General features: G+C 65.9%; 12 protein-coding genes. 6 read left to right on the top strand and 6 right to left on the bottom strand.

All coding sequences use genetic code 11. From position 1 onward, the window contains the following. Nucleotides 1-24: 24 nt before the first annotated feature. Complete coding sequence (gene ilvD, locus DA1_RS08485; protein ID WP_034392195.1) at nt 25-1,719, bottom strand: dihydroxy-acid dehydratase; 1,695 nt, start codon at nt 1,717-1,719, stop codon at nt 25-27. A gap of 93 nt (nt 1,720-1,812) precedes the next feature. On the opposite strand from ilvD, the gene DA1_RS08480 reads away from it, so the two are divergent. The 4 genes from DA1_RS08480 to guaA all read left to right on the top strand — a co-directional run bounded on the left by DA1_RS08480 (nt 1,813) and on the right by guaA (nt 5,239). Continuing rightward, a complete protein-coding gene (locus DA1_RS08480) occupies nt 1,813-2,742 on the top strand; it encodes a LysR family transcriptional regulator (protein WP_034392198.1) in 930 nt (309 codons plus the stop codon). Between the two features lie 140 nt (nt 2,743-2,882). Beyond that, complete coding sequence (locus DA1_RS08475) at nt 2,883-3,161, top strand: type II toxin-antitoxin system Phd/YefM family antitoxin (RefSeq protein ID WP_034392201.1); 279 nt, start codon at nt 2,883-2,885, stop codon at nt 3,159-3,161. Then, complete coding sequence (locus tag DA1_RS08470; protein ID WP_012204856.1) at nt 3,158-3,592, top strand: type II toxin-antitoxin system VapC family toxin; 435 nt, start codon at nt 3,158-3,160, stop codon at nt 3,590-3,592. The genes DA1_RS08475 and DA1_RS08470 overlap by 4 nt, the downstream gene beginning before the upstream one ends. Nucleotides 3,593-3,622: 30 nt before the next feature. After that, a complete protein-coding gene (gene guaA, locus DA1_RS08465) occupies nt 3,623-5,239 on the top strand; it encodes a glutamine-hydrolyzing GMP synthase (RefSeq protein WP_034364424.1) in 1,617 nt (538 codons plus the stop codon). 165 nt (nt 5,240-5,404) lie between these two features. Here the strand turns inward: guaA and DA1_RS08460 are convergent, their stop codons facing one another. After that, entirely contained in the window at nt 5,405-5,836 is a 432-nt protein-coding gene (locus DA1_RS08460; protein WP_034392202.1) for a WapI family immunity protein, read from the bottom strand. A gap of 225 nt (nt 5,837-6,061) precedes the next feature. Between DA1_RS08460 and DA1_RS08455 the strand changes: the two genes are divergently transcribed. After that, nucleotides 6,062-7,396 (top strand): M16 family metallopeptidase, encoded by a 1,335-nt coding sequence (locus DA1_RS08455; protein ID WP_174549376.1) that lies wholly within the window; start codon nt 6,062-6,064, stop codon nt 7,394-7,396. Between the two features lie 53 nt (nt 7,397-7,449). On the opposite strand, the gene DA1_RS08450 is transcribed toward DA1_RS08455, so the two are convergent. Both DA1_RS08450 and DA1_RS08445 read right to left on the bottom strand, forming a co-directional pair. Beyond that, complete coding sequence (locus DA1_RS08450) at nt 7,450-7,869, bottom strand: 5-carboxymethyl-2-hydroxymuconate Delta-isomerase (protein ID WP_034392205.1); 420 nt, start codon at nt 7,867-7,869, stop codon at nt 7,450-7,452. A 12-nt stretch (nt 7,870-7,881) separates the two neighbouring features. After that, entirely contained in the window at nt 7,882-8,862 is a 981-nt protein-coding gene (locus tag DA1_RS08445; protein ID WP_034392208.1) for a Bug family tripartite tricarboxylate transporter substrate binding protein, read from the bottom strand. Nucleotides 8,863-8,967: 105 nt separating this feature from the next. Here DA1_RS08445 and DA1_RS08440 point away from each other — a divergent pair, with 105 nt between their 5' ends. Next, on the top strand, nt 8,968-9,912 hold the full coding sequence (locus tag DA1_RS08440; protein ID WP_230590755.1) for a LysR family transcriptional regulator: 945 nt from the start codon (nt 8,968-8,970) through the stop codon (nt 9,910-9,912). Between the two features lie 55 nt (nt 9,913-9,967). Here the strand turns inward: DA1_RS08440 and DA1_RS08435 are convergent, their stop codons facing one another. Both DA1_RS08435 and DA1_RS08430 read right to left on the bottom strand, forming a co-directional pair. Beyond that, nucleotides 9,968-10,267: a putative quinol monooxygenase gene (locus DA1_RS08435; protein ID WP_016452308.1), complete on the bottom strand. Its 300-nt coding sequence runs from the start codon at nt 10,265-10,267 to the stop codon at nt 9,968-9,970. A gap of 3 nt (nt 10,268-10,270) precedes the next feature. Beyond that, on the bottom strand, nt 10,271-11,290 hold the full coding sequence (locus DA1_RS08430) for a zinc-binding alcohol dehydrogenase family protein (RefSeq protein ID WP_016448208.1): 1,020 nt from the start codon (nt 11,288-11,290) through the stop codon (nt 10,271-10,273). Nucleotides 11,291-11,362: the final 72 nt, after the last annotated feature.

Below are 11,362 nucleotides of genomic sequence, written 5' to 3'. Positions count from 1 at the left end.
CTTTTTTTCGTGCGCTCACGAAGCTCAGATGGCGAAGTTGTCCAGCACCGCGCCCGAGCTGGCGCTCGATGCGTTGAATGCGAACTTGGCCTGCACGCCCCGCGTGTAGCGGGGCGCGGGAGCCTTCCATGCCGCGCGGCGCTGGGCGAGCACGTCTTCGGGCACGTTCAGCTGCAGCTGCAATGCGTGCGCGTCGATGGTGATCGAGTCGCCCTCATGCACCAGCGCGATGGTGCCGCCCACGGCCGCTTCCGGCGCCACGTGGCCGACCACCATGCCCCAGGTGCCGCCGGAGAAGCGGCCATCGGTGATCAGGCCCACGCTCTCGCCCAGGCCGGCGCCGATCAGGGCGCCCGTGGGTGCCAGCATTTCCGGCATGCCGGGGCCGCCCTTGGGGCCCAGGTAGCGCAGCACCATCACGTCGCCGGCCTGTATCTTGCCGTCGAGGATGGCCGCCAGTGCCGATTGCTCATCGTCGAACACGCGTGCCGGGCCGGTGATGACCGGGTTCTTCAGGCCCGTGATCTTGGCCACCGCACCTTCCGGGCTCAGGTTGCCCTTGAGAATGGCCAGGTGGCCCTGCGGATAGAGCGCCTCCGAGAGGGGGCGGATGACCTGCGGGTTGGGCGGTTCGTCAGGCACGCAGGCCAGGGTCTCAGCGATGGTCTGGCCCGAGATGGTGATGCAGTCGCCGTGCAGCAGGCCCGCATTCAGCAGAATCTTCATGACCTGCGGGATGCCGCCCGCCTGGTGCAGGTCCACCGCCAGGTATCTGCCGCTGGGCTTGAGATCGCACAGCACCGGCACCCGCTGGCGGATGCGCTCGAAGTCGTCGATGGACCAGGGCACGCCGGCCGCATGGGCGATCGCAAGAAAGTGCAGCACGGCATTGGTGGAGCCCCCGGTCGCCATGATCACCGAGACCGCGTTCTCGATGGACTTGCGCGTCACGATGTCGCGCGGCTTGAGGTCCATCTTGATGGCCTCGATCAGCACCCTGGCGGATTCCTTGGCCGAGTTTTCCTTTTCATCATGGGGATTGGCCATGGTGGAGGAGTAGGGCAGGCTCATGCCCAGCGCCTCGAACGCGCTCGACATGGTGTTGGCGGTGTACATGCCGCCGCACGAGCCCGTGCCGGGGATGGCGTGCTGCTCGATGTCCTTGAGCTCCTGGTCGCTGATCTTGCCGGCGGCGTTTTCGCCAACGGCCTCGAACACGCTGACGATGTTCAGGTCCCGGCCTTTCCACCTGCCGGGCAGGATGGTGCCGCCGTAGACATAGATGGCCGGCACATTGGCGCGCAGCATGCCCATCATGCCGCCCGGCATGTTCTTGTCGCAGCCGCCGACCACCAGCACGCCATCCATCCACTGGCCGCCCACGCAGGTCTCTATGCAGTCGGCGATCACCTCGCGGCTGACCAGCGAGTACTTCATGCCTTCCGTGCCCATGGACATACCGTCCGAGATGGTCGGCGTGCCGAACACCTGCGCGTTGCCGCCGGCTTCCTCGATGCCTGCGATGGCCGCGTCCGCCAGCCTTTGCAGGCCGGAGTTGCACGGCGTGATCGTGCTGTGGCCGTTGGCCACGCCGACCATGGGCTTCTTGAAATCCTCTTCCTTGTAGCCCATGCCGTAGAACATGGAGCGGTTGGCTGCGCGCGCCTTGCCTTCGGTGATGTGGGAGCTTCGGCGGTTGATCAGGTTCGGCGGGGTCATGGCATGTCTCTCGTTGTGGGGGTTGGATGAGTATGGGCCGACTGATCCATCTGATCCAATCCTATTCATCGGCATGATTGATATGCTGTGCATATGAATGAGCTCCTCATTGATCTGCGCGTCTGGCGGCAATTCCTGGCCGTGGCGGACGAGCTGCACTTCGGCCGCGCCGCGTCGCGCCTGCACATGACGCAGCCGCCGCTCACACAGGCCATCGCCCAGCTGGAGCGCAGCCTGGACGTGGCGCTGTTCGAGCGCTCGAGCCGCCACGTCGCGCTGACGCCGGCCGGCGAGGCGCTTGTGCCGCAGGTGCGTGAGCTTCTGGCGCGGGCGGCAGCGCTGCCGGGGATTGCGCGGGCTGCGGCAGCGGGGGAAGTGGGGCGCGTGCGGCTGGCCTTTGTCTCCACCATCGGCTTCACCCGGCTGCCGCTGTGGGTGCGGGACTTCGTTGCAGGCACGCCCGGTGTGGCGCTGGAGCTGGTCGAGGCCACCAGCGATGTGCAGATGGAAGCCTTCGAGCGCGGACAGATCGATGCCGGGCTCATGCTGCATGCCCCCGGGCATGCGCCGGCCGGCCTGGAGCGCCTGGCCGTGGGACGGGAAGCCATGGTGCTGGCCCTGCCTCAGCAGCATGCGCTTGCCGGCGCGGACCGGCTGATGCTCGACGAAGTGCTGGAGCAGCCGCTGGTGATCTTTCCGCGCCGCATCATGCCCTCGCTCCATGACGCGGTGACGGATCTGTACCGACGGCACGGACATGTGCCGCGCATCGCGCAGCAGGCGATACAGATGCAGACCATCGTGAACCTGGTCTGGGGCGGCATCGGCCTGGCCTGGGTGCCCGCCAGCGTGATGCAGTTCTGCAGGCCCGGCGTGGTCTACCGCGAGGCGGTTTTCGCCAGCGCCCGTGCAGGCAGCAAACCCGTTGCCCTGCCGGTCTGCGAGACCAGCCTGGCCTGGCCTGCCGGAGCCATGTCGCCCGCGCTGGCGCGGTTTGTCGGCTTCGTGCGCGAACAGCGCTGAGTGGCGTTCACCGATAGCCCTCCGAGGCAAGGCCCTCTAATATCCGCAAGGTTCTGGTCTGAATTTTTAGAAATTCTGGCCAGAATGCTAGAATTCGGGCCAGGCCGGACACCAGGCCTGTTTTTGTTTTCAGCCCCGCCATGCAATCTGTCGGTATCTACGAAGCCAAGACCCGTTTCTCCGCCCTGATCGAACTTGTCGAGCAGGGCGAGGAAGTGCGCATCACCCGCCACGGCAAGGAAGTGGTGCGCATGCTGCCGGTGCGCCGCCGCCCCGTGATCACCGACGAGCAGATCGCCCGCGAGCTGGAGCAGATGCAGGTGCTGCAGGCCACGGTGCGGCCAGCCCAGCCGGCACAGTCGGCACAGGCGCCGGACTCCACCACCCGACTGCGCCACGCAGGCCGGAGCCAGGCATGACCTCCTTCGTGCTCGATGCCTCCGTCACCGCCGCCTGGCTGCTGCCCGATGCCGCCAGCGTGCACACCCAGCGCCTGTACACCCGAATCCGACGCCACGAAGTGGACCCGCAGGCGCCCAACCTCTGGCAGTGGGAGTGCGGCAACCTGATCGCCTCGGGCGTGCACGGCGGCCGCATTCCGCACAGCTCGGTCGAAGGCCTGTGGGGCGTGCTCGAGGCCATCCGCCACCGCGTGGAACTGCACGAGCTGGCGCCCGCCCAGCACAAGGCCGTGCTCGACGTGGCGCTGGACACCCGCCTGCCGGTCTATGACGCGGCCTACCTGTGGCTGGCGCAGTCGCTGCGCCTGCCGCTGGCCACCTTTGACGCGGCCCAGGCCGCCGCCGCCCGCAAGCGCGGGCTGGCGCTGCTGGCCCCTGAAGATTTTTGATCCCTCCCATCACCTTTGCCTGAGATGACCATGCAACACGACAAGATCCTCATTCTTGACTTCGGCTCCCAAGTCACCCAGCTGATCGCCCGCCGCGTGCGCGAAGCCCATGTCTACTGCGAAGTCCACCCCTGCGACGTCAGCAGCGACTGGGTGCGCGAATTCGCCGCCGACGGCCGCCTCAAGGGCGTGATCCTGTCGGGCAGCCACGCCAGCGTCTACGAAGTGGACGACCGCGCCCCCGACGCCGTGTTCGAGCTGGGCATTCCCGTGCTGGGCATCTGCTACGGCATGCAGACCATGGCCACCCAGCTGGGCGGCAAGGTCGAAGGCTCGCACACCCGCGAATTCGGCTACGCCGAAGTGCGCGCCCATGGTCACACCGAACTGCTCAAGGGCATCGAGGACTTCGCCACGGCCGAAGGCCACGGCATGCTCAAGGTCTGGATGAGCCACGGCGACAAGGTCACCGAGCTGCCCCCGGGCTTCAAGGTCATGGCCTCCACGCCGTCCTGCCCCATCGCCGGCATGGCCGACGAGGCGCGCCGCTTCTACGCCGTCCAGTTCCACCCCGAAGTCACGCACACCGTGCAGGGCGCGGCCCTGCTCAACCGCTTCGTGCGCGAGATCTGCGCGGCGAATGCCGACTGGATCATGGGCGACTACATCGAGGAAGCCGTCGCCAAAATCCGCGAGCAGGTGGGTGACGAGGAAGTCATCCTCGGCCTGTCGGGCGGCGTGGATTCGTCCGTGGCCGCGGCCCTGATCCACCGCGCCATCGGCGACCAGCTGACCTGCGTCTTCGTGGACCACGGCCTGCTGCGCCTCAATGAAGGCGACATGGTCATGGAAATGTTCGAAGGCAAGCTGCACGCCAAGGTCATCCGCGTGGACGCCAGCGATCTGTTCCTGGGCAAGCTGGCCGGCGTCAGCGAACCCGAGGCCAAGCGCAAGATCATCGGCGGCCTGTTCGTGGACGTCTTCAAGGCCGAGGCCGCCAAGCTCAAGGCAGGTGACGGTGGCCACAAGGGCGCCACCTTCCTGGCCCAGGGCACCATCTACCCCGACGTCATCGAGTCGGGCGGCGCCAAGAGCAAGAAGGCCGTCACCATCAAGAGCCACCACAACGTCGGCGGCCTGCCCGAACAACTGGGGCTGAAGCTGCTCGAGCCCCTGCGCGACCTGTTCAAGGACGAAGTGCGCGAACTCGGCGTGGCCCTGGGCCTGCCGCGTGAAATGGTCTACCGCCACCCCTTCCCCGGCCCGGGCCTGGGCGTTCGCATCCTGGGTGAAGTCAAGAAGGAATACGCCGACCTGCTGCGCCGCGCCGACGCCATCTTCATCGAGGAGCTGCGCAACTGGACCGACGAAGCCACCGGCAAGAACTGGTACGACCTCACCAGCCAGGCCTTTACCGTCTTCCTGCCCGTCAAGAGCGTGGGCGTCATGGGCGACGGTCGCACCTACGACTACGTCGTGGCCCTGCGCGCCGTGCAGACCAGCGACTTCATGACCGCCGACTGGGCCGAGCTGCCCTACGGCCTGCTCAAGAAGGTGTCTGGCCGGATCATCAATGAAGTGCGCGGCATCAACCGCGTGACCTACGACGTTTCGACCAAGCCGCCGGCGACGATTGAGTGGGAGTGATTGCGCAATAGGAAACTGCTGGAACTGTCTGGCAGTGTTTCCACCTCAAGCCCGCATCAATGCGGGCTTTTTTGTTTCTGACTTTGGCAAGGCTGGAATTATCTGGGCCCAATGCATTAAATTTTGTGATTGTGCTGAGCTCTGGGCAAATTGTGCTATCGACTATTAAAGGCTGCGGAATTCCAGCAATTCATCCAGATCACGAATCCATTCGGGAAGGAAGCTCTGATCCAATCCGAACGAGCCTTTGAGCTCGGGGCCGTCCGGGGAGTCCTTCATGGTGTATTGCGCGAACAGGTGGCCCCATGCGTTCGCCACCCCGATGGCAAGCAGAAATTGAGGCTCGATCCCCGAGAGTTGGACAGGTTCAATATCAAAATTGCCCGCTACCAATGACTCATAGGCCTGTGAAAGGTCTTGCTGGAATTTTTTGATTTCTGCTGGCATTGTCAACCACTGAACACTGCCCGAAAAATTACCGTCCGTGATTTTTACATTGAGAGTCAACCAGTCCCGATAAGGGACGCCATCTTCCTCGATGGAACGAGAAGTCGGCACGATATCGAATTTGAAGTCATCGAAATCAATGGTCAGCATGTTTGTTTGTTTGTATGGAAATGAGAAATGGTTCCATCGTGCCTGGCGACAGAGATCCAGCTAGTTTGAGGGGTAACGCGCAGGGTCCCAGACCTTGTCCGCCATGCTGTCTGCTGGTGGCGCATGGGCTGCGGCCGAGCTCCCCGCAGCTTTGATCACAGGCGCACGAAAGAGGGCTGAAGAGACCTGCCCTGCGCATCCTCTGGAGCGCGACGACAATAGCCCATGATTCAAGAAAAGCCCCTGGCGGCAACCGAACTGGAGCGGCCTGCTGTGGCCCTGCGCACTCTTGCGAACGGAGTGCGGCTGCTGGCGCTGCCCATGCCGCATTTGCAGAGCGTCAGCGTGGGTGTGTTCCTGCGCGTGGGCTCCCGCGACGAGACCTCCACCAGCAACGGCATCAGCCATGTGCTGGAACACATGGCGTTCAAGGGCACGCACACGCGTTCCGTGCAGGAGATCAACCTGGATGCGGAGCGGCTGGGCGCGGAGGTCAACGCCTTCACCGGGAAGGACATCACCGGCTATTTCATGACCGGCCTGGGCTGGCATGCGCAGGCCTTGCTGGGAATGATTGCGGACATCGTCCTGAACAGCGTGTTTCCCGAGCATGAGCTGCAAAGGGAGCTGCAGGTGATCCGGCAGGAGGCCATCGAGTACGAAGAGGACCCGGAAGACAGCGCCGGTGATCTGCTGGACCGCGCCATCTGGGGCGATGACCCCATGGGCATGCCGGTGATCGGCACGGTGGCCAATATCGAAGGCTTCACCCGGCAGGATCTGGTGCGCCATGTGCAGTCCCATTACGTGGGAGAAAAGACCGTCGTCGTCGCGGCCGGAAACTTCGATGTGCCGGCCTGGCTGGAGCAGGCGGCGCAGCTGTTCGCCGGCATGCCTGCGTCGGCCGATTCCGCTGTGGCGTTGCCCCCTCAGCCCGCAAAGTATGTTGGGCAGGCCCTGGCGCAACGCTTCACGCAGGTGTCCCAGGTGTTCGTGAACCTGGCCTATCCCCTGGTGTTCGAGCAGTTGCAGGGCGAGCATCCGCAGCGTGCGCGTCTCGTGGCCTCGCTGGCGGCCCATCTGCTGGGGGAGGGGATGTCGTCGCCCCTGGTCGATACCGTGCGTGAACGGCTCGGACTGGCCTATACGGCCTATGCGGCGATGGAGGGCGGTGACGTCTGGGCCAACTTCATCGTGCATGCCGTCACGACGCCGGACAAGCTCGAAGCGCTGGTGGCCGCGACAGGCGGCCTGCTGCGCGCCCAGGCTGCCGGCATCGACCCCGTGCATCTGGAACGGGCCAAGAACCAGCTGGCGGTCTCGCGGGTGCGCGCGGGCGAGCGGACGTACGCCACCATGGAGCGGGCTGTCGAGGACCTCTTTGCCCATGGCAGCGTGACGTCCGTGGCCGAGACGCTGGCGATGATCGATGGCATCGGTGCCGAGGAAGTGCGCAAGGTCTTCGAGCGCATGCTGGCCCACCCTCCTGCGGTGGCCATCACCGGCAAGGGCGCCAGTGCCCGGACCGTGCGGCAACTGGCTGCAGGCCTGGCGGCCTGAGCCGGCAGCGCGCGATCAGCGGCCAGCCGCAACACATGGCGCTTTTCCCGTTGTCATGGAGTTGAGGAAGCGGGCGGCGGCGCGTTCCATTGCCGCTTGAGGTAGTGCGACTTCGGGTGCTCCTGCAGGAAAACGCAGCACTGCACCCACGCCGCTGACTCCGGGGGCGCGTCGATCGGGCCGATCGCACCGATCGCACCAGTCGCACGCGAGAGATGCTCGAACACGACCTCGGCCATGGCCGAGCACATCTGCGGCGGGCGCGGGTTGGTCAGCGTCAGGGTGGCGATGAGTTGCTGCGCGTGGGGGTCCTCGCCGCACAGTCCGACGGCGATGGGTGCCACGCGCGACTTCAGGTCCGCGAGCCGTGCCCATCCGCGCTCGGCCAGCGCAAGGTGCATGGCGTGCAGGACCGGCTCCCACTGGATCGACGGGAGCAAGGATGGCGATACCTCGATGGCGATGTGCGGCATGGGGCGGCGCCTTCAGTCGAGCTTGATGCCGACTTCGCGGATCAGCGTCTGCCAGCGTGTCCGCTCGCTGTCCAGCAGGCGTGCGAATGCCTGGGGCGAGTTGTCGATGGGCACCGAGCCGAGTTCGGCCAACCTGTCCTGCGTGGCCTTGGCCGCCAGCGCCGCGCCCATGTGCTTGATCAGCCAGGCCTTGCGGTCGGCCGCAATTGCAGCGGGCGCGAGGAAGCCGTACCAGCCGCTGATCTCGGCGTCCACGCCCGATTCCTTGAGTGTGGGCACGCCGGGCAGCGCGGGAATGCGCCTGGCGGACGTCACCGCCAGCGCCTTCAGGCGCCCGCTTTGCACATGCTGCAGGATGGCCGGCGTGGCTTCGAACACCATCTGCACCGTGCCGCCCAGCACGTCGTTGAGTGCAGGCGCGGAGCCGCGGTAGGGAATGTGCAGGATCGAAGTGCCGGTCTGGCGCTTGACGAGTTCTCCCGCCAGGTGCTGCGGCGTGCCGTTGCCGGCGGATGCGTAGGAGAACTTGCCCGGGTTCTTGCGCAGCCATTCGAGCGCCTCCTTGGCCGTGGCCGCCGAGAAGGAGGGATGCACGGCCCAGATCAACGGCACCGAGGCGGCCCATGCCAGCGGTGTGAAGTCCTTGGCCGGATCGAAGTTGAGCCTGGAGTACAGCGCCGGGTTCGCGGCCATGGGGCCGAGTGCGCCCAGCAGCAGCGTGTAGCCGTCGGCCTCGGCGCGTGCTGCTGCCTCCGTGCCGATGTTGCCGCCCGCACCGCTGCGGTTGTCGACGATCACCGTGCTGCCGCTGTCCGTCTGCAAGGCATTCGCCATCAGGCGGGAGACGGCATCGGTGGTCGCACCTGCCGGATAGGGGCAGATGATGCGGATGGGCTTGGAAGGGAATGCCTGCGCGCGCGCCAAGGGGCTTGCGCCCAAGGCTGAAATGGCCGTCGCCGTGCTGGCGTACTGAAGGAAGTTGCGTCGTTTCATCGGTGCTCTCGTGACCAGAGTTGTCTCGTGGCCGTAGTGTCGGCAGGCCCTTGTTTCTTCGCAATTCGCATTTTCTGGCCGCGCCTATCGGATAATCCGATGGCCATGTCCGCACGCAGCCGCGACCCCCTCGATCTCGTCTCATTGCGCCAGTTGCGCTACTTCGTGTCGGCGATGCGGGCGCACAGCTTCAGTGCGGCATCGCGCGATGCCTCGATCTCGCAGGCGGCGCTGTCGGAGCAGATCGCCTTGCTGGAATCGACCCTGGACGTGCATCTGTTCGACCGTGCGAGCGGTCGCGCCGTTGCCACGGCCTCCGGACATGAGCTCGACCGCCGGGTGTCGGCCTGCCTCAGGGAGCTGCAGGCGGCGCTGCGCGACGTGCAGGCGCGTGCGAGCACCGTGGCGGGCCTGGTGCGCATCGGCCTGGTGCAGTCCTACGCGGGATGCTGGGTACTGCCCGTCGTGCGCAGTGCCCAGGCGCAGTGGCCGCAGCTGGCGATCGCATTGCGCAGGCGCACCGCACAGGCCTTGGTGGAGGGCGTGTTGCGCGGCGATTTCGATCTCGCCGTCAGCTTCGACCCGGAGCCGCATGCCGATCTGGAGATCCTGGCCTGTTTCGACGAGCCGGTGGTGGCCGTGGGATTGAAGCCCCGCCGGCGGCGACGCCTGCTGGAGCTCAGCGAGGTCGCGAACCACCCCCTGGCCTTGCTGCCAAGCGAATACGCCATGCGGCGCCAGCTCGACAACGCCTTTGCGGCGCAGGGGCTGAAGCCGGGCGTGCATCTGGAGTCCGATACGCTGGAGGACCTGGTGCATGCCGCCCGTGAAAACGGCATGGTTGCGCTGCTCAACGGTGCCGCTGCAATGAGCCTGGATGTGCAGGACGCAGTCCCGTTGGCCGAAAGAAATCTGGGCCGGCAAGCCTGCCTGGTGCGCTCACGCAGCCGTCACCACGGCTTTGCCGCCCAGTACGTATGGGACGAGCTGTCGGCGGCAACCCCCACGCTGCCGCCAGCGTGGGGGCGGCGCGTTGCAGCCGCGCGCTAGTCGTCGGCCGGATCTGTACCGCCCGGACCCGTACCCCCCGGATCTCTACCGCCCGTCAGGGCACTTCCTTCAGGCCCACCAGTTGCAGGGGGCGTGCCAGCAGTTCGTCGAAGCGTTTCTCGAAGGCCTTGAAGTACGGCATGCTGAAGTGCGCATCCAGCGCTGCCTGGTCCCTGAATGACTCCCGCATGTAGAAGGTGCCGGGTTTGTCCGCCAGCTCGAACAGCGTGTAGTCCAGGCATCCGGCCTCTTGCCGGGTGAATGGCACCAGCGCGCGCAGGGCGTCGCGCAGCTGGTCTTGCTGGCCGGCCTTCGCCTCAAGGATGGCCAGGTTGAAAATGGTCTCTGTCTTCATGGCTCAGCCCCAGTTCTCCAGCACCACCTTGCCGCGCGCCTTGCCCGACTCGATCAGGGCATGGGCGCGCTTGAGGTTGTCGGCGTTGATGCTGCCGAAGCGCTCGGCCAGCGTGGTGCGGATCAGGCCGGCATCGACCAGTGCGGCAACCTCGTTGAGCAGGCGGTGCTGGCCGATCATGTCGTCGGTGCCGAACAGGGCGCGGGTGAACATCAATTCCCAGTGCACCGACACCGACTTGCGCTTGAGCTTGGTGATGTCCAGCGACGCGGGATCGTCGATCAGGCCGAATTTTCCCTGGGGCGCGATCGCCTCGACGATCTGTGCGAAGTGCAGGTCGGTCTGCGTGAGACTCACGATGAGGTCCACCGTGGGAAAGCCGATGCGCTTGAGTTCGTCGGCAATCGGCTGGCTGTGATCGATCACGTGGTGGGCGCCGAGCTCCTTGACCCAGGCCTGCGTCTCGGGCCGCGATGCGGTGCCGATGACGGTAAGGCTGGTCAGCCGCGTGGCCAGCTGCGTGAGGATGGAGCCCACGCCGCCGGAGGCGCCGATGATGAGCAGTGTCTTGTGGCTGGGGTGCTTGCCCGGCGCGATGCCCAGGCGGTCGAACAGCATCTCCCACGCGGTGATGGCGGTCAGGGGCAGGGCCGCAGCCTGTGCGAAGTCCAGCGACCTGGGCGCGTGGCCCACGATGCGCTCGTCCACCAGGTGCAGTTCGCTGTTCGTGCCAGGGCGCGCAATGGAGCCGGCGTACCAGACGCGGTCGCCCGGCTTGAACAGCGTGACTTCGGGGCCCACGGCCTTGACGATGCCGCTGGCATCCCAGCCCAGCACCTTGTGTGTTTGCCCCTCGGCGGGCGCGCCGCTGGCGCGCACCTTGGTGTCCACCGGATTGACGGACACGGCCCTGACTTCGACCAGCAGGTCGCGGCCGGTGGCCACGGGATCGGGCAGGGTGATGTCGATCAGCGATTCGGGTTGGCTGATGGCCTGGGGTTTCTGGTATCCAACGGCTTTCATGGTCGTGCTTTCAAAGGTTGAGGAAGAGGGGAGAGCAAGGAGGGAGAGCAGGGAGGGCGAGCAAGGAGGGTT

This window comes from Delftia acidovorans NBRC 14950 (genome assembly GCF_001598795.1).
GTDB classification, from domain to species: Bacteria; Pseudomonadota; Gammaproteobacteria; order Burkholderiales; family Burkholderiaceae_C; genus Comamonas; species Comamonas acidovorans.
The sequence above is the reverse complement of the archived record's forward strand: the minus strand, read 5'-3'. Positions and strand labels throughout refer to the sequence as shown.

Bases quoted from the DNA above. Each gene is read 5' to 3' on its own strand.
- DA1_RS08445 (WP_034392208.1), bottom strand. From the start codon at position 8,862: ATGAAACGACGCAACTTCCTTCAGTACGCCAGCACGGCGACGGCCATT.
- DA1_RS08480 (WP_034392198.1), top strand. From the start codon at position 1,813: ATGAATGAGCTCCTCATTGATCTGCGCGTCTGGCGGCAATTCCTGGCC.
- ilvD (WP_034392195.1), bottom strand. From the start codon at position 1,719: ATGACCCCGCCGAACCTGATCAACCGCCGAAGCTCCCACATCACCGAA.
- DA1_RS08475 (WP_034392201.1), top strand. From the start codon at position 2,883: ATGCAATCTGTCGGTATCTACGAAGCCAAGACCCGTTTCTCCGCCCTG.
- DA1_RS08440 (WP_230590755.1), top strand. From the start codon at position 8,968: ATGTCCGCACGCAGCCGCGACCCCCTCGATCTCGTCTCATTGCGCCAG.
- DA1_RS08455 (WP_174549376.1), top strand. From the start codon at position 6,062: ATGATTCAAGAAAAGCCCCTGGCGGCAACCGAACTGGAGCGGCCTGCT.
- DA1_RS08430 (WP_016448208.1), bottom strand. From the start codon at position 11,290: ATGAAAGCCGTTGGATACCAGAAACCCCAGGCCATCAGCCAACCCGAA.
- DA1_RS08450 (WP_034392205.1), bottom strand. From the start codon at position 7,869: ATGCCGCACATCGCCATCGAGGTATCGCCATCCTTGCTCCCGTCGATC.
- guaA (WP_034364424.1), top strand. From the start codon at position 3,623: ATGCAACACGACAAGATCCTCATTCTTGACTTCGGCTCCCAAGTCACC.
- DA1_RS08470 (WP_012204856.1), top strand. From the start codon at position 3,158: ATGACCTCCTTCGTGCTCGATGCCTCCGTCACCGCCGCCTGGCTGCTG.
- DA1_RS08435 (WP_016452308.1), bottom strand. From the start codon at position 10,267: ATGAAGACAGAGACCATTTTCAACCTGGCCATCCTTGAGGCGAAGGCC.
- DA1_RS08460 (WP_034392202.1), bottom strand. From the start codon at position 5,836: ATGCTGACCATTGATTTCGATGACTTCAAATTCGATATCGTGCCGACT.